General features: G+C 61.3%; 15 protein-coding genes and 1 pseudogene. 6 read left to right on the forward strand and 10 right to left on the reverse strand.

All coding sequences use genetic code 11. The features are described 5' to 3' along the window. Nucleotides 1-244 precede the first annotated feature (244 nt). From CVO77_RS12875 to CVO77_RS12885, 3 genes are read left to right on the forward strand one after another with little or no spacing between them, the layout of a single operon-like run. On the forward strand, nucleotides 245-2,950 hold the full coding sequence (locus CVO77_RS12875) for a TonB-dependent receptor domain-containing protein (protein ID WP_088440015.1): 2,706 nt from the start codon (nucleotides 245-247) through the stop codon (nucleotides 2,948-2,950). Nucleotides 2,951-2,961: 11 nt separating this feature from the next. Next, nucleotides 2,962-3,666, forward strand: a complete 705-nt coding sequence (locus CVO77_RS12880) for a PepSY domain-containing protein (RefSeq protein ID WP_088440014.1) — start codon at nucleotides 2,962-2,964, stop codon at nucleotides 3,664-3,666. Beyond that, entirely contained in the window at nucleotides 3,663-4,397 is a 735-nt protein-coding gene (locus CVO77_RS12885; protein WP_088440013.1) for a PepSY domain-containing protein, read from the forward strand. Before CVO77_RS12880 ends, CVO77_RS12885 begins: the two co-directional genes overlap by 4 nt. A 4-nt stretch (nucleotides 4,398-4,401) precedes the next feature. Here CVO77_RS12885 and hutC read toward each other — a convergent pair whose 3' ends face one another. The 3 genes from hutC to CVO77_RS12900 form a co-directional block, all read right to left on the reverse strand. After that, complete coding sequence (gene hutC / locus CVO77_RS12890) at nucleotides 4,402-5,223, reverse strand: histidine utilization repressor (RefSeq protein ID WP_242445934.1); 822 nt, start codon at nucleotides 5,221-5,223, stop codon at nucleotides 4,402-4,404. An 85-nt stretch (nucleotides 5,224-5,308) separates the two neighbouring features. Then, nucleotides 5,309-6,154 (reverse strand): alpha/beta fold hydrolase, encoded by an 846-nt coding sequence (locus CVO77_RS12895; protein WP_088440011.1) that lies wholly within the window; start codon nucleotides 6,152-6,154, stop codon nucleotides 5,309-5,311. A 1-nt stretch (nucleotide 6,155) separates the two neighbouring features. Next, complete coding sequence (locus CVO77_RS12900; RefSeq protein WP_088440010.1) at nucleotides 6,156-6,884, reverse strand: class I SAM-dependent methyltransferase; 729 nt, start codon at nucleotides 6,882-6,884, stop codon at nucleotides 6,156-6,158. A 91-nt stretch (nucleotides 6,885-6,975) separates the two neighbouring features. On the opposite strand from CVO77_RS12900, the gene CVO77_RS12905 reads away from it, so the two are divergent. After that, on the forward strand, nucleotides 6,976-7,734 hold the full coding sequence (locus tag CVO77_RS12905) for an AraC family transcriptional regulator (RefSeq protein ID WP_158213758.1): 759 nt from the start codon (nucleotides 6,976-6,978) through the stop codon (nucleotides 7,732-7,734). 188 nt (nucleotides 7,735-7,922) lie between these two features. Here the strand turns inward: CVO77_RS12905 and arsH are convergent, their stop codons facing one another. From arsH to CVO77_RS12925, 4 genes are read right to left on the reverse strand one after another with little or no spacing between them, the layout of a single operon-like run. Further along, a complete protein-coding gene (gene arsH, locus CVO77_RS12910) occupies nucleotides 7,923-8,687 on the reverse strand; it encodes an arsenical resistance protein ArsH (protein WP_105999383.1) in 765 nt (254 codons plus the stop codon). Between the two features lie 2 nt (nucleotides 8,688-8,689). Continuing rightward, entirely contained in the window at nucleotides 8,690-9,754 is a 1,065-nt protein-coding gene (gene arsB, locus CVO77_RS12915; RefSeq protein ID WP_105999384.1) for an ACR3 family arsenite efflux transporter, read from the reverse strand. An 11-nt stretch (nucleotides 9,755-9,765) separates the two neighbouring features. After that, nucleotides 9,766-10,194, reverse strand: a complete 429-nt coding sequence (gene arsC / locus CVO77_RS12920) for an arsenate reductase (glutaredoxin) (protein ID WP_105999385.1) — start codon at nucleotides 10,192-10,194, stop codon at nucleotides 9,766-9,768. A gap of 10 nt (nucleotides 10,195-10,204) precedes the next feature. Then, a complete protein-coding gene (locus CVO77_RS12925; RefSeq protein WP_105999386.1) occupies nucleotides 10,205-10,534 on the reverse strand; it encodes an ArsR/SmtB family transcription factor in 330 nt (109 codons plus the stop codon). A 169-nt stretch (nucleotides 10,535-10,703) separates the two neighbouring features. On the opposite strand from CVO77_RS12925, the gene CVO77_RS12930 reads away from it, so the two are divergent. Then, on the forward strand, nucleotides 10,704-11,189 hold the full coding sequence (locus CVO77_RS12930) for an arsinothricin resistance N-acetyltransferase ArsN1 family B (protein ID WP_105999387.1): 486 nt from the start codon (nucleotides 10,704-10,706) through the stop codon (nucleotides 11,187-11,189). A gap of 124 nt (nucleotides 11,190-11,313) precedes the next feature. On the opposite strand, the gene CVO77_RS12935 is transcribed toward CVO77_RS12930, so the two are convergent. Both CVO77_RS12935 and CVO77_RS21040 read right to left on the reverse strand, forming a co-directional pair. After that, the gene (locus CVO77_RS12935) at nucleotides 11,314-12,582 is read right to left on the reverse strand and encodes a site-specific integrase (protein ID WP_105999388.1); all 1,269 of its coding nucleotides are present in this window, start codon (nucleotides 12,580-12,582) and stop codon (nucleotides 11,314-11,316) included. A gap of 302 nt (nucleotides 12,583-12,884) precedes the next feature. Continuing rightward, nucleotides 12,885-13,553, reverse strand: a complete 669-nt coding sequence (locus tag CVO77_RS21040; protein WP_146130870.1) for a site-specific integrase — start codon at nucleotides 13,551-13,553, stop codon at nucleotides 12,885-12,887. On the opposite strand from CVO77_RS21040, the pseudogene CVO77_RS12945 reads away from it, so the two are divergent. Beyond that, nucleotides 13,516-13,895 (forward strand): annotated as a pseudogene (locus CVO77_RS12945) (ATP-binding protein); the annotation flags it as partial. The gene CVO77_RS21040 and the pseudogene CVO77_RS12945 sit on opposite strands and share 38 nt — an antisense overlap. Nucleotides 13,896-14,063: 168 nt before the next feature. On the opposite strand, the gene CVO77_RS12950 reads toward CVO77_RS12945, so the two are convergent. Continuing rightward, complete coding sequence (locus tag CVO77_RS12950; protein ID WP_105998671.1) at nucleotides 14,064-15,647, reverse strand: ISL3 family transposase; 1,584 nt, start codon at nucleotides 15,645-15,647, stop codon at nucleotides 14,064-14,066. Nucleotides 15,648-15,809: the final 162 nt, after the last annotated feature.

The raw sequence follows: 15,809 nt of genomic DNA on the forward strand, positions 1-15,809 counted from the left end.
TATCCTGTCATTTCATGAGCAGGCCACAGCTGTAGCCGGCCGCCTCCTTGCGCAAAAAGGCTTGAGCCAGCAAAAAAATTTCAAATTTGGTGAGGGGTACAGCGCCCGGATGCGTTTTTAATATGTATCATGCGTCCGCGATTTTCATCATAACTAATTGATATGATTCAATAAATTGCTATTGACCTGTATATACATTTGGTGCTTTCTGACGGGAATCAAGTAACCATCAGGGGGTTTCGCTATGATGACCAGGACAATTTTGCTCGCCAGCGCCGCGGCGGTCGCCACCTTTGCAACGCCAGTGTTCGCGCAGAGCGAGACTGCTCCGCAGTCACCCGCCGCCGAGGACGCGCCGAACGGATCGGACATCGTCGTGACCGGATCGCGCATCCGCAGGCAGGACCTCGCCGGCGTCGGTCCCGCGACGGTCGTGTCGGCCGAGCAGATCGAGAACACCGGGGTCGTCAATATAGAAACGGTGCTGCAGCGCCTTCCCGCCAACGCCGGCTTTGCGGGCAACCAGACCTCGGCCTATTGGGCGAACAACGGTTATGGCACGGCGCAGGTCAACTTGCGCGGCCTCGGCATCAAGCGCACCCTCGTGCTGCTCAACGGCCGCCGCCTCGTCGCGGGTGGCACGGGTGCGAACTCGTCGCCCGACCTCAACATGATCCCGGTCGCCGCGCTCGCGCGCACCGATGTCCTCAAGGACGGTGCATCGGCGATCTACGGCGCCGACGCCATGGCGGGCGTGGTCAACCTCGTGACCCGCACCGACTATGAAGGTCTCGGCCTTAGCGTGCGGCAGGGGATCACCGAAAAGGGCGACGGCTCGGACTTCACCGCCGATCTTCTGTGGGGCGTCCGGAACGATCGCGGCGGTTTCATGGCCGCTGTTACCTATCAGAAGACCAGCGCGGTCAATATGGCATCGCGCGCGCCCTGTTCGCTCGCCGAAACCACGCCAGGCCAGCTGAGCTGCGTCAACAGCGCATCGACGATCGGCGGCCGCGCGGTGCTGCCGAACGGCCAGCAGATCAACTTCAACCAGGTGCTCGGCGGCAACGGCAATTTCTTCGAGCCCTACAGCGCAGCGAAGCATAATTTCAATTCGAACCCGTTCCTCAACGCGGTGAGCCCGGTCGAGCGCGTCAGCACGGCCTTCTTCGCCGACTATGACCTCAGCGACAACATCGAGGCGTTTGGCGAATTTCTCTATACCTTTCGCAAGTCGAACCAGATCGCGACCCCCGGAACGCTGCGCAACCTGTCGATCGCGGCAAGCAATCCGACCAACCCCACCGGCCAGAACATCGTCCTAGTCCAGCGGCGCCTTGCCGAGCCGGGACCGCGCCAGTTCTTCCAGGAAACCGACACCTGGCAGGGCACCTTCGGTTTGCGCGGCAAGCTGTCGAACAACTGGGGCTGGGAAGTCGCCGGCGCGTTCGGCCGCAACACCGCGGTTGATGGTTCGACAAATATCGCCAATCTCGAGCGCGTCGCCAACACGCTCGATACCAGCAAGTGCAGCCTCGCCGCGGGCGCGTCGATCCCCTGCGCTGACTATTTGGGCTTCGGCGATCTGACCCCGCAAGCGCTCGACTATATCCTCTTCACCTCGCGCGATCGGGGAGGCAATGAACTCGCGACCGTCACCGCGGATCTGAACGGCGACCTCTTCAAGCTGCCCGCGGGCCCCGTGTCGTTCGCCGCCGGCGTCGTCTACCGCAAGGAGAAGGGCTGGCGCGATCCCGATCCGCTGACCGTGCTCGGCATCGCCAATACCAACCAGCAGGATCCGATCTCGGGGACGAGCACGGCGAAGGAAGCCTATCTGGAACTGTCGGTTCCGATTCTTGCCGGCAAGCCCTTCTTCGAATCGCTGACGGCGGGCGGAGCGGTGCGCTATTCGGACTATGACCTGTTCGGCAGCGACTGGAACTACAAGGCCAGCCTCGACTGGATGATCAGCGACAGCTTCCGTCTGCGCGGCACCTACGGCACGGGATTCCGCATCCCCAACGTTCCCGAACTGTTCGGCGGCGTATCCGAGGGCAATCTCACCACCACCGATCCCTGCTCGCGCTATGCGACCAGCGGCAATGCGACGCTGATCGCCAATTGTCAGGCGTCGGGCGTACCGGCCAATTATGTCCAGTTGGGCACGACGATCCTGACGACGGTCGGCGGCAACGAGAATCTGAAACCCGAGAGTTCGACGACCTGGACAGTCGGCACGGTCATCTCCCCGAAGGGGCTCATCCCGGGCCTTTCGCTCACCGCCGACTGGTTCGACATCAAGATCAAGGACGCGATCCGTGCAATCCCCGGGTCGACCAAGCTCGGAATATGCTACGCGAGCCAGAATCTCTCGCATCCTTTCTGCGAAGATTTTACGCGCAGCCCGCTGACCGGCGAGGTCACCTTCCTCTCCGCTCAGCCGATCAACACCGGGCGTGAGGAAATGAATGGCCTCGATCTTGGTCTTGTCTACAACAACGACATCGGCAGCGTGAACATCTCGCTCGACGTCAACCTGACCTACCTAAACAAATATGTCGTCCTGCCTTTCCCGGGCGGCGCGCCGATCGATTTCGACGGCTTCATCGGCGGCGGTAATGGTGGCTATCCGAAGTGGCGCGGTTATGGCGTGTTGACGGCCGAAAAGGACGGGATCAGCGCGACCTGGTCGACGCAGTGGATCGGCAAGGCGACCGACTTCAACGCCGCGCCCGGAGAAATCGGCTACAGCACGCCGAACGTCTTCTATCATAATCTTCAGGTCGCTTTTGAGATCGACGAGAAAACGCGGTTCCAGGTCGGAGTCGATAATCTGTTCGATCGCAAGGCGCCCTATATCCAGAGCTTCACCGATGCGAACACCGATACGATGACCTATGACCTGCTCGGCCGGCGCTTCTATGTCGGCTTCCGCACCGCCTTCTGAGGAATTCGAAGATGGCGATCCGTTGGCCGCTGCTTGTTCGGCGGACGCATAAATGGCTGGCGCTGGTGGTCGGCGTCCAGGCGCTGCTCTGGACATTGACCGGCTTCTACATGGTGGTCGTTCACATCGACACCATCCACGGCGATCATCTGGTGCGCTCCCCGGTGACCCAGCCCTTCGACCTCGACGGCCTCGCAGCGCCGTCGAAGGTCGTCGCGGCCGCGCCGGGGGTCTCCGAAATCCGCCTCCAGCGCTTTTCGGGCCGTCCGGTCTGGCGCGCTGAAACGCCCGACGGGCCGCGCCTGTTCGACGGCCGCTCGGGTGCGCCGCTGCCTCTCCTGACCGAGTCCCAGGTTCGCGAGCAGGCGCGGCGCATCTATGCCGGCGACGGCGATATCGTTGCGGTGCGGCTGCTTACCAAAGCGCCGCAGGAAATGCAGTCGCGCAAACCGCCCTATTGGCAGGTCGAGTTCGAAGGCTGGAACCGCCCGACGCTCTACCTGTCGCCGCAGACGGGCGAGTTGATCTCGCGTCGCCACGCGCTGTGGCGCGTCTTCGACTTCGCGTGGATGCTCCACATCATGGATTATGACGAGCGCACCGACGTGAACAATCCGCTGCTCCGCGTCGCGACCTGGAGCGCCTTTGCCATGGCACTGACGGGCGCATGGCTGCTGATCTGGTCCTTCAAGCGCCGCAAGAGGAAGAAGGCATGAAGATGATACGCCTCTCGCCGCTTTTCTTCCGGCGCATCCACAAATGGGTCGGACTCATTCTCGGGCTCCAGTTCCTGCTTTGGGCCTTGAGCGGCTCGGTGATGGCGCTGCTCGACAAGGACAAGGTCGGCGGTCACGGCGGCGGGATGAGCCACGCGCATCCCTTGCCGGCGGGTGAATATTTCGACGTCGCCGCCTTGCCGCGCGGTGAACCCGTCACCGGCGTGGTCCTGCGCGATCTTGGCGCCCGGCCGGTGTATGAGCTGCGCTCGGCCAAGGGCGTCCGGCTGGTCGATGCGACGAGCGGCGAGGATGTTCGTGTCGACGCGGCGCTTGCCCGCGACGTCGCGGTGATGATGAACGAGGCGCCGATCCGCAAGGTGAGCGTGCTCGCAAAGCCGAACCTCGAATCGCGCGATTTCGAAGGCGCCATGTGGCGCGTCGACTTTGCCGATGCCGAGAATAGCAGCGCCTATGTTTCGCTCGACACCGCGCGTTTTCTGGTGATGCGCGGCGATACCTGGCGCACTTGGGACTTCTTCTGGATGCTCCACAATATGGATTACATCAACCGGTCGAGCTTCAACCACCCGCTGATCATCTTCGTCGCCTTTGGCGCGCTGTGGCTTTCGGGGACCGGCTTCTACCTGTTGTTCAAGAGCTTCAGCCGCGCCGACTTCCGCTGGCTGCGCCGCCGCCGCAAGCCCCAAGTGACCGCCAGCACGACCTGACGTATCAGCCGTCGACCGAAAAGGCGGCCGAAAGCTCGAAGCGCGTGCCCGGATGGGAAAGCCAGGCGTGCGACACCAGGCGCCCGCGGCTCCAGGTCCGCCGGGTCATCCGCAGGACAGGCTCCCCCTCCTTCAGGCCGAGCATGCCGCGCGTGCGCGCATCGGGCATCGTCGCGCAAACGCGGTGCTCGACCCGCTCGAGCGGGGCGGTGCGCGTCAGATATTCGTTCGGCGTGAGTTGGGTGAAATCGAGCGCGCCATAGTCTGGCGCCGCCGACGCGAGCACGAACCGCTCCTCAAGCTGGATCGGAAACTCGGCCTCATGGTGGACAATGATCGAATGGAAGATTTTCGTACCCACCGACACTTCGAGCAGCGCCGCGGTTTCGGCGCCGGCCTTCTCTTCGCTATTCTGGATGACCCGGGCCCGGTAGTCGTGACCGCGTCCGCGAATTTCATCTGCGATGTTTCGGATTTCGATCATGTGCCCGATCGGTTTCGGCTCGGCGATGAATGAGCCGCTGCCTGCGCGCCGGGTGATAACACCTGCCGATTGCAACTCGCGAAGCGCCCGATTTGCGGTCATGCGCGACACGTCAAATTTCTCGACGAGCTCGGATTCCGACGGGATGCGATCGCCAGGCTTCAAGCTCCCGTTACGAACCGCATCCGATATGCTCTGCTTGATCGCGGCATAGCGAGGAGGAGCGTCTTGGGTGCCATGTCCGGCCGGCGATCGGTCGATCCCGTTTGAGCTTGTTCGAAAAGGAATTTCCATCACCCGTCTATACAGGTGAGACCGTCCAAATTCCAAGTGTTCCGACATGAATTTCCGATAGGCCTTACAAAGTCATACGGCTGCGGCACAGGGTCGGCGGCATCGGCGCGACTGCGACCCGAGGAGGCTGATTTCATGCGGATGCTGTGGGCAGCGCCGAAAGCTCGTTCAGGAATTCGCGAATGGCAGGCGCGAAGCATCGCGCAAAATCTTCGGTTGTCACTATCGCGTCCGACATTTCTGCCGCAGCAAGCTTGCCGTGCGGCAGCAGGTGAGCGAGCTGCTTCGCTAGGGCTATGGGATGCCTCTCATCCATTCCTGGAATGACCAACGCCGGCATATTTATGTCTGCGAGTTCGCCGACGCTGCGGAAGGCGCGGTCCTCACCGATTGCCGCCGCAGCCGCAATGCTGGCGGAAGTGCTTCGCGGAATCGCGTCGTAAACCATCTCGCGAATGACCGGCGCGAGATTCGGCAGGATTGGCGCCCACGCCGCATGAAGCCCTTCCTCGCGGACGCGCGTCGCGAACTCGCGCATGAATGCCGTTTCAGCCGCTTTGGCCTCGTCGTCTTCGATGTCTTCAACGCTGATCAAAATGGCCGCTCTCACTCTCTCCTTGTGGGCGAGTGCGGTTCGTAAAGTGATCGTGGCGCCAAGTCCCGCGCCGCCGACGATGGCGGAATCGACTTTCAGGTGATCGAGAAGCGACATCACGTCGGCAGAGTAGGACGTCCAGGTATGTTTCGCGTTTTCGCTGCAAGGGGACCGGCCATAGCCACGGATATCGGGCAGCACTACCGCACGCCGGTCGCACAGCCGGCGCGCCAACGGTATCAGGCTCTGGTGGTCGGGGCCGCCGCCATGCATCATTATAACGACGTGGGAGGTCGACAGCCGGTGATTGGGATCGACCAGCGCAGCGCAGAGCGGCCAGCCATCGGGCCCGGAATAGAATATGTCGATTATGTCGGTCGTCATGCTAATCCCCACGCGTTGCCGAGAAGATTATCGCACCGTCATCCGAAAGACCATTTAATCGGGCTACATCTAGCAACCTCTCCAGATCGTCACGCAACCCGCAAGCTTCCGGGATAGAGTGAAGCCTCTGTTTTGCCGATATTTCCATCTGCGGAACCGAGAGAGGCACGAGAAGAAGTCTGCAGGAATAGTCGAGCTTAAAGCCGGCGGTGAGAAATGGGGCGGCAAGTTCAGCCGGCTGGGGGCAGGAATTGTGGACAAGGCCGACCCGGCGATCGATTAGCTTCAGCCACTCGTCGTATCGCTGTGCTGCCAGCTGCGATGGAATCGACACGTCGTACCAGCAATCCAACACAACGACACCGAGCCGGGCCACCCTGATGGCTTCCTGAAGCCCTCTGTGAAGCGTCTCCAGATGGTGCGCGGCATATTCCAAAGTCACCACATCAAAGCTCTGGTCCGCGAATGGAAGCGCCTCTGCGCGGGCGTGCCGAACGTCCAACCCTATCGCGCGGGCTTCCGCTACTGCCTCTTCCTCCGGGTCTATGCCGACGCAATGAGCGACATGGGCCTCCCGGAGTGCCTGCATCGAAGCGCCATTGCCGCATCCCACATCCAGTACCGACGAAGGCTCGAAGGAAAGCACACGGGACAGGAATTCTTTGCGATACTCTGTGTGCGGGCGGGGCCTCTCTTCGGGCTCCTGCCGTTGGATCATCTTCAATGACATTTGCAACTCCACCTGATGAGCTCTGGTAGGCAATCCAAACGACGTCGTATATGTGCTCCGACGACAAGAAATGTTCAGTATCGGACACAGTATGACCAATAGCGCAGGCACGGCCGACGCTCTTTCAGTCGAGCGTGCAGTCTTCCCAGCGGGGTTCAAAGGGATGTGGCATAGCCACCCGGCAGCGCAGCTCATTTATCCTGGTCGAGGTGTGATGATGCTCGAGACGGAAGCTGGATGCTGGGTGGTCCCGCCCCATCAAGCCTGTTGGCTTCCTTCCGCTGAAAATCACCGGGTGCAAAGCTCGGCGGGTTTCGAAATGCTCAGCGTTTACTGCCGCGGGAGCGTGCTCAGCCGGCTGCCCGCGGCTCCCGGTGTCGTCGCGGTGAGTGGCCTTCTGCGCGAGTGCATCTTTGCCCTCGAAACGGCAGGGCCGCGCTCCCGGCGCGTCAGTTTGGCAATCCTGTTTGCCCAAGAAGTGTCTGTCGATAGCGCCCCGCGCCTCTTTGTCCCTCAGCTGCATTCCTCGCGTCTCAGAAAAATCGAGGCCGCGCTCTCGAGGGAGCCCGGGAATGACAAACCCCTATCGCAGTGGGCGAACGAACTGGGCGCGACCAGCAGAACCTTGGCCCGCGCATTCGAGCGTGAAGCGAATATGACTTTCACTGCCTACAGAAAGCAGGCGCGACTTCGGGCGGCTCTGGTACGCTTGGCCGAAGGAGAGCCCATCACCAATATCGCCCTTGATTTGTCATTTGGTTCGGCGAGCAATTTCATACGTATGTTCCGCCAGGCCACGGGCTTCACCCCGGGAAAGTATTTCCAAAATCGGTCCAGGCAGAAATCGTAGGTGAATGAATTTCGGGACGCCGCAATTGGGCTTTCGGACAGGCGAAGCTAGCGGTTAACCGACCAACTCAACTTAATCGCGCGAATCATCCTACCCGCTCTACAGAAAGAAGGTATGAGGGCGATCTTCCCGGGGCAACGGACACTGGCCGAACAGCGCAGCGACGCGCCGTCAGGCTTTTTCTTCGCCTACGCCGCCGATGCGCCCGGAATTTTGGCAAGCTCCGCCGGGGTCAACACCGGTTCGTTGCGATCCTTGCGCTCGGAATAGCGATCGACAAGCTGATCGGCATGGCCGCGCGTGAGCACAGTGAACCGCACAAGCTCCTCGGCGACATCGATGATGCGGTCATAATAGCTCGATGGCAGCATGCGGCCCGCCTCGTCGAACTCCGCATAGGCCTTGGCGACGCTCGACTGGTTGGGAATCGTGATCATCCGCATCCAGCGGCCAAGAATGCGGAGCGTGTTGACGCTGTTGAACGACTGCGAGCCCGCCGAGACCTGCATCACCGCGAGCGTCCGTCCTTGCGTCGGACGGAGGCCCTTATACGCGAGCGGCAGATGATCGACCTGCGCCTTCATGATGCCGGTGATCTGCCCGTGGCGCTCGGGGCTGCACCAGACCTGACCTTCGGACCAAAGCGAATGCTGGCGCAGTTCCTCGACGGCGGGATGATCGTCGTCGACGATCAGGTCGGGCAGCGGCAGGTCCGACGGATCGAAGATGCGCGTTTCGCAGCCGAATAGCTGGAGCAGGCGTGCGGTCTCCTCGACCACGAGCCGCGAATAGGAGCGTTCGCGCAAGCTGCCGTAGAGCAGGAGGATGCGCGGCGCTGGATCGAGCGGGCCAAGCCCGAGGCCGGGCTGCGAGCGGATATATTCGGGACGCAGCGCCGGAAGATGATCGGGGTCGGGGAGCGTGCGCAGGCGGGAGAAGCTTGTGGCAGACATGGTCAATCTTTCGCGGGGGTAGAGGCCGGAAACCAACGGCGCCCGAACCAGAAGGCGACGCTGACCAGCAGAATGAGAACAGGAACCTCGACGAGCGGACCGATCACAGCGGCAAAGGCGACCGGCGATGCGAGGCCGAAGGCGGCGATCGCAACGGCGATCGCGAGCTCGAAATTATTGCCCGCCGCGGTGAAGGCGACCGCCGTCGTGCGCGGATAATCGGCTTCGATGAGCTTGCCCATCCAGAAGCTGATGACGAACTGGACCACGAAATAGATGGTCAGCGGGATCGCGATCCGCACGACGTCGCCCGGAATGGTAACAATCTCGCTTCCCTTGAGACTGAACATCGCGACGATCGTGAAAAGCAGCGCGACGAGCGTGATCGGCGCGATCTTGGGCAGGAAGCGCGTCTCGTACCAATCGTTGCCCTTGGCGTCCGCCAGTATCTTGCGGGTCAGGAAGCCGGCGAGGAACGGGATGCCGAGATAGATCAGAACCGCCTCGGCGACGGTCCAGAAGCTGACGTCGATCACGCTGCTTTCGAGCCCGAAGAGCGGCGGCAGCACGGTCAGGAAGAACCAGGCATAGACGCTGAAGAAGAGAATCTGAAAGATCGAGTTGAAGGCGACAAGCGCGGCGACATATTGATTGTCGCCCTTGGCGAGCTGGTTCCACACGATTACCATCGCGATACAGCGCGCGAGGCCGATGAGGATCAGGCCCGTCATATATTCGGGCTTGTCGGACAGGAAGATCACCGCGAGCGCGAACATCAGCACCGGACCGATGATCCAGTTCTGGATCAACGAGATCGCGAGAACGCGCTTGTCCTCGAACACCCGCGGTAGTTCTTCATAGCGGACACGCGCGAGCGGCGGATACATCATCAGGATCAGCCCGATCGCGATCGGGATGTTGGTCGAACCCCAGGAGAGGCTGTCGATTGCGGCGGGGAGCCCGGCGAAGGTCGAGCCGAGCAGCACGCCCAGCGCCATCGCGAGGAAGATCCACAAGGTCAGAAAGCGGTTGAGGAACGACAGGCGTTCGCGCTTCGGTTGCGTCAACTTATCTCTCCTCAGGCGCCGAGGCGATTGCCGGCGTCGTCGATTAGCTGTTCGCCGTCTTCCTTGGCGAAGGCGCCGCGCTGTCGCGCCGGGATAAGGTCGAGCACCGCTTCCGATGGACGGCAGAGCTTCACGCCGAGCGGCGAGACGACGAGCGGCCGGTTGATCAGGATCGGATGCGCCATCATCGCGTCGATGAGGGCGTCGTCCTCAAGGCCGGGGTCGCCGAGATCGAGATCGGCATAGGGCGTGCCCTTTTCGCGGAGAAGGGCGCGGGGGGCGATGCCCGCGCGCGCGATCAGCTGTTCAAGCAGCGCGCGCGACGGGGGCGTCTTCAGATATTCGACCACATGCGGCTCGATGCCGGCGTTGCGGATCATCGCCAGCGTGTTGCGCGACGTTCCGCAATCGGGATTATGGTAGATGATGATGTCGTTCACGTGAGATCCTTCAGCAGCAGGCAAGTTCCGCGAGCAGCGGTTCGCAAAGCTCGGGTCGTCCCTGGCAGCAGTCCTTTGCGAGGAAGAGCATTAGGCCTTTAAGCGTGTCGATCTCGGCGCGCTGGATAAACTGACGTCCACGTTTCTCGGATTTGACCAGACCTGCCTTGGCTAAAACGGCGAGATGGGTCGAAAATGTACTTTGTGTCAGGCCCGACGCCTCGACGAGCTGGCCGGTCGAAAGCCCTTCGGGTTCATGCTGGACAAGCAAGCGGTAGGCTTCGAGACGGGTCGGATGTGCCAGCGCAGCGAGCGCGGCAAGGGCGGTGTCGGTCTTCATTCATCGGGATTATCCGATAGGTATAGGGGCGTCAAGACCCATCGGAAAAATACGATACATAGCGGCTGCTTCGCTGTAGCGCCGCCAACACGACGCCGGACGGAAGGCCTTGATTGCCCGGAGGCGGCAGGCCAGTCTGTCCAATCTCCTATCCTGAAACGGTGAAAACATGGATGTTCGTCAGATAGTCATGGAGGACGCACCGGCAGTTCAGGCAATTTACGCACCTTATGTAGCCGCCACGACGATCTCGTTCGAGGAGGTGCCGCCCGACATCATGGAAGTTGAACGGCGCATCGCCGCCATCGTGCCGCACTATCCCTATCTCGTGGCCGAAGTGGACCGGCGGGTTGTCGGTTACGCCTACGCCTCCGAGCACCGGACCCGCGCTGCCTACCGGACATCTGTCGACGTGACAGTCTATGTGGCGCCTGGCGCGCAACGAAGCGGCATAGCGCGCTCCCTATATTCTCGTCTGCTCCCGGCAGCAGCAAGCTTGGGCTATCACGCTGCCTTTGCCGGCATCGCGCTGCCAAATGAGGCGAGTATCGGGCTCCACGAATCTATGGGCTTCGAGCTGGTCGGCATCTATCGCGAGGTTGGACGAAAATTTGATGCTTGGCACGATGTCGGTTGGTGGCAACGGCTGCTGTGAGCGATGCGGTGATCCCCGAAGGGCGAACGACCGCCTACGATTTGCGCCCAGAGGAAGGCCCGCTGTGGCGGGAGACGTGCGATCTTCCGCTATCCCCGGCCTCAACTAGAAGCTCATAATTTATCTAGGCTGCCAGTTGCATAGCTTGCATTTTCTCGGCGCCGCGCGCGAGCAATCGTTCAATCTCGCTGGATGTTCGCTCCACCGCCAGCTTTAGCGCTTCGTCGATATGGACATAGTCCTGCGTCACATTCTGCGACGCATGGCCGAGCATAGCGCGAATTGTGAGTTCAGAAAATCCGAGGTCGCCGGCAACACTTCCGAAGGTGTGGCGAAGCGTATGCGGTGTGATGCCTTTGATCCCTGCCAAGCCGCAAACTCGCTTTAGGCAATCGCTGACCGCAGTGAACGGGCCCTCGCCGACCGCTGATGGAAACAAGTGCGGGTTGCCGACAATTTCCGCCTGCGCTTCGAGCACACGGATTGCGGCGGGCCCAATCGCGCGAATTTGCGCGCCGCCCTTGGTATCGGGAAACATGACATAGCCGCGATCGGAGCGCAGCCAGCTGCGGTGCATCGCTTGGCCTTCCTGACGGCGATAGCCGGTCAGGAGCAAGGTGCGCAGCACGCCGAGGGCGACCGGGTTTTCCCCGCCAGCCTCGGCATAGGCGATTGCCTTTCCGAGCATCTCGATCTCCGCGGCGCTCAGGCGCCGGGTTCTTTTCTTTCCGGCGAGTTTCTTTGCCCCGAGCGTCGGATGGGTTTCGAGCAGGCCCTTATGCTTGGCGTGCCCGAGGATCGCCTGGAGCGTGCCTACGCAGCGACCCGCGACGCCGGGGCCACCGGTTGCCTTTCCCCCACGGCCTCCCGTCCGGGGCTTCGCAGTCTTGCCGTTCTTTACGTCGGTCTGCATCTGCTCGACGATCGCAATTGTCAGATGCTTGACGATCCGGTTGCCGATCAGTGGGCCGATATGCGTGCGGATACGGCTCTCATCCAGATCGAGCGACGATGTTTTGATGGGGACGTTCTTCCGGCCGAGAATGTTCCCGGCCCGAGCCTCTTCGAGATACCAGCTGCACATCTCGGAAACCGTCATACCCTTGCGAACCTGGCGGACCTTGTCGGCTGGATCTTCTCCAACAATGACCTCAGCCAGTTTCAGTTTCGCGAGATCGCGAGCCCGGTCGACAGTCAGCACGCCAAATCGTCCGAGGTTCATACGACGCTTGATGCCCTCGGCATTTCGATACTGGACGACAAAGGTCTTGATACCCGACGCCATGATCCGAAGACCGAAGCCCTTCACGTCGGTATCCCACAGAATGACTTGTTTCGCTTTTGGCGGAACGAGGGCGTCTATGGCCCGCTTGGTCAACTTCACTATCGGCATGCGCACCTCCTGTTGGAGACACAGCCTCGAAAATCGTCCGTGTCTCCAATGTGTCTCCAAATTCGCGGAAAAAGGGGACAGCCGCAGGATACAATAGGTCGAATAGCTTTTCAACAAATAGTGGAAAAATAGGGACATAGCGTAGTATCGGAAGGTATCGAAAAGGTAGAACGGCAAGTTGCCAAGGTTGGGGTCGAGGGTTCGAATCCCTTCGCCCGCTCCAATTTTTATCTCAAAATCAAAGGTTTGCGGGCTTTCTATTTTCGCCCCCGCTTTCGATTTGCGCTCAGTTCACCACCGGTTCACCACCGCAGCTGTGGTTCACGGATACCCAAGGGAACGTCACAGGTTCGGATCCTGTCGGGTGCACCATTCTCGAACAAAAGAGAGAACTGCGGCGTGGTTTTGGCCACGCCCGCTGCCGCACTCCGGGCCAGCACGGCTTTGGAGCCGCTGATGCGGATTTCCCGGTCGTTCACACGCACCTCGCTGAGCAGCAGCCGGGCCAAGCTGGTCGCCGCGATGCTGCGGGCGAGATGCGGCCAGATGTGACGACCGAAGGCATCGTGGGTGCGTTTCACGATCTGCGCGGGGATCGGCCAGGCACCCATCTGTTTGCCCCAGCGGTTGATCCAGAGCCGGTCGGTCATGCCGCCATCGCCGTGCACCAGCAGCCTACGCCGGTGATCGCGCAGCCAGATGTCAATATAAGGACTGAGAGCCGGTGACAGCTCCGCCTGATAGGGATGCGCGGTCTTGGTCTCTTCCTCGGTGAAGAAGAGGCGATAACGGTCGCAGTCGAACAGCAGATGCCGTACGATTTCGATGGCCGTCAGGTTGGCGAGCCGTAAGATCGGACAACTGGCAAGGATCGCGATCAGCAGCCCATCGCGGATGCAAGTGGCGGCATGATAGCGATCGCCCGTCTTCAGCGTGGTGACACGCCTCGAAGAGGAGACCCGGATCGGCAAGGGCGGCACCCTGGCGGCGCAGCTGTCGCGGTTCGACCTCATCGTGCTGGAAGAGCTTGGATGTCGGCCGTTCGCACGCTCGGGAGGGCAGTTGCTGTTCCACCTCATCAGCAAGCTTTATGAGCACCAGCGTCATCATCACCACGAACCTCGCGTTCGGCGAGTGGCCTGCTCGCGATCGGGCTCGGACCGGCGGCGCCTCGATCGTGCGCTCTTCGGCGATCCCAAGCCTGTCCTGAGCTTGTCGAAGGGATGACCACGGCGCTGCTCGACCGCGTCACCCACCACTGCGATATCGTCGAGACGGGCAACGATAGCTGGCGCTTCAAAAACCGCAGCTGACCGCCACCTTCGCCGCCTTCAAAAATCTATCTTGCGCTGCGTGCGCCTCCGGTCGGGCTACGCCCGCCCTCCGCCGCACGCAGCGCAAGGCTCACCTCAACAAACCCTATCATATCCGGATGAGGGTCCTTCTTCGACGCCGATCGGGGGTCCCGTTTGGGCTCTGACTCACTTTTGGTGCAATACAGAGGGATGATCGCGAGGTGGCATCAGCCTCGCCCGCAGCAAATCGAGCTTGGCGCGTCCATACATCTGGCGTTTGACGAGCTTCAACTTCGTGATCTGTCCTTCCGTTTGCCCGTTGGACCAGGGCTCCACGATAGCGGCCTTCACGGCATTCCAGTCGTCGCTCAAGCCATTCGCAAACGAACGAAGCGGAGTTTTCCGGGCTTCGTCGATCCATGTGGCGAGCTCGAAGTCTTTCTGTTGCCTGATGATCCGGTGGAATCGGTCGGCAAGATTTCGAACGACGACGAGCGCCGGCACGGCGGCTTCAATCGTCGCGATAAGCGTGGCTTCTGATTTCGAGAGTTGATCGCGGGCCATCGTCATAAGCCGGGCAATCACACGGGCTGATGGAATGACGCGCGACACGTTGTTCGGAGCTGCCTCGTTGCGCCTCCGCCGCGTCGCCCATTCTGCAACGACACGCAGGCTTCCGTTAAAGCCGATGATTTTGAGCCGCCGCCAGAGTTCGGCACCATTCCGGCAACCGGAACGCCATTCGGCATCGAGCGTCCCGAGCCACGGGTCGAGAGAGCTAAGCCGGGTGCGGAACATATCGGATCGTCCGCCACGAGCGACCTGGCGTACGGTCTTGCGGGCATAGCCGGTCGCGCGAACAACCGCCTTGATGGACGCCCCTTTCCCAAGCAGCGAGCGGATCGTATCATCGGCATCCTGACGCCGCTTGAAGCCTTCGTATTGAAGCCGCTCAGCGCAGGTGAGGAGTTCTGGATCGGGTTCGGCGGATTGAAGTGCCTGGCGAATGGCGCGCATAGATTTACGGACAGCGTCGAGGAACGCCTGGCTGGCATTCTCCATCAAATGCCAGCGATCGGCAATCTGCAGGGCGCCAGGCAAGGCCCGCGCGGCCGCATGGCGGTACCCGCCACCGCGATCACGCGAGATAATGCAGATCTCCGGCCGGGCCTTGAGCCACGCTTCCACGGTGGCGACGCCACGATCGGGGAGGAGGTCGATAATCTGTCGGCGCTCCAGATCACAGACGATCGTGCCATATCGCTGTCCGCGCTTCCACGCCCAGTCGTCGATGCCGATGATCGTCGGCTTCACCTGAGCGCCCTTGAAGCGCCGACGCACAGTTCGAAGCAATGTGTCCTTGCTGACCGGCATCAGAAGGCGGCGCGCCAAGCTGGCCGCCGGACGCCCACCCAGCGCCAGCCCAAGGTGATGTACGATAGAATCCAGGCGGGCCGTACGCCGGGCAAATGTTGCAGCCACATCCGGAGGAAAGCGTTCAACGAAGATACGCGTGGCGCACCGAGATGTGGCGCAACGAAAACGCCGGGCGACAAGAGTAATCCGAACCGGCCGGCCATGAGATGGTAGATCGGCGAGTGTACGGTGATATCGACTGTGGACACGCGCAGATGGGCGGCAGCAGTTCGGGCAGATCGAAACTCGAAATCGGGATCGCCCGGTGATCAGTATCTGATTGGCGGCATACTCGACCTTGTCGATCACCAATCCTATTGGCGCAATGGCTTCGCGAAAACCTCTCCCATGCATGGCGATGTCCTCCTTCGGGGAAACTCGCCACTATCAACGCACTTGCACCAAAAGTGAGTCAGAGCCCCGTTTGAACGCCGTTTGACAGGGACGGCAATGATGACGTGCGGAAAGCGGGCGCACCGCTGCGGCGGCACGGGGCTTTGGAGCCGTCCGGCAGTA

Source organism: Sphingopyxis lindanitolerans (assembly GCF_002993885.1).
Taxonomy (GTDB): domain Bacteria; phylum Pseudomonadota; class Alphaproteobacteria; order Sphingomonadales; family Sphingomonadaceae; genus Sphingopyxis; species Sphingopyxis lindanitolerans.

Coding starts and splice junctions, on each gene's coding strand:
- CVO77_RS12875 (WP_088440015.1), top strand. CDS start 245: ATGATGACCAGGACAATTTTGCTCGCCAGCGCCGCGGCGGTCGCCACC.
- CVO77_RS12880 (WP_088440014.1), top strand. CDS start 2,962: ATGGCGATCCGTTGGCCGCTGCTTGTTCGGCGGACGCATAAATGGCTG.
- CVO77_RS12885 (WP_088440013.1), top strand. CDS start 3,663: ATGAAGATGATACGCCTCTCGCCGCTTTTCTTCCGGCGCATCCACAAA.
- hutC (WP_242445934.1), bottom strand. CDS start 5,223: ATGTCGGAACACTTGGAATTTGGACGGTCTCACCTGTATAGACGGGTG.
- CVO77_RS12895 (WP_088440011.1), bottom strand. CDS start 6,154: ATGACGACCGACATAATCGACATATTCTATTCCGGGCCCGATGGCTGG.
- CVO77_RS12900 (WP_088440010.1), bottom strand. CDS start 6,884: ATGTCATTGAAGATGATCCAACGGCAGGAGCCCGAAGAGAGGCCCCGC.
- CVO77_RS12905 (WP_158213758.1), top strand. CDS start 6,976: ATGACCAATAGCGCAGGCACGGCCGACGCTCTTTCAGTCGAGCGTGCA.
- arsH (WP_105999383.1), bottom strand. CDS start 8,687: ATGTCTGCCACAAGCTTCTCCCGCCTGCGCACGCTCCCCGACCCCGAT.
- CVO77_RS12925 (WP_105999386.1), bottom strand. CDS start 10,534: ATGAAGACCGACACCGCCCTTGCCGCGCTCGCTGCGCTGGCACATCCG.
- CVO77_RS12930 (WP_105999387.1), top strand. CDS start 10,704: ATGGATGTTCGTCAGATAGTCATGGAGGACGCACCGGCAGTTCAGGCA.
- CVO77_RS12935 (WP_105999388.1), bottom strand. CDS start 12,582: ATGCCGATAGTGAAGTTGACCAAGCGGGCCATAGACGCCCTCGTTCCG.
- CVO77_RS12950 (WP_105998671.1), bottom strand. CDS start 15,647: ATGCATGGGAGAGGTTTTCGCGAAGCCATTGCGCCAATAGGATTGGTG.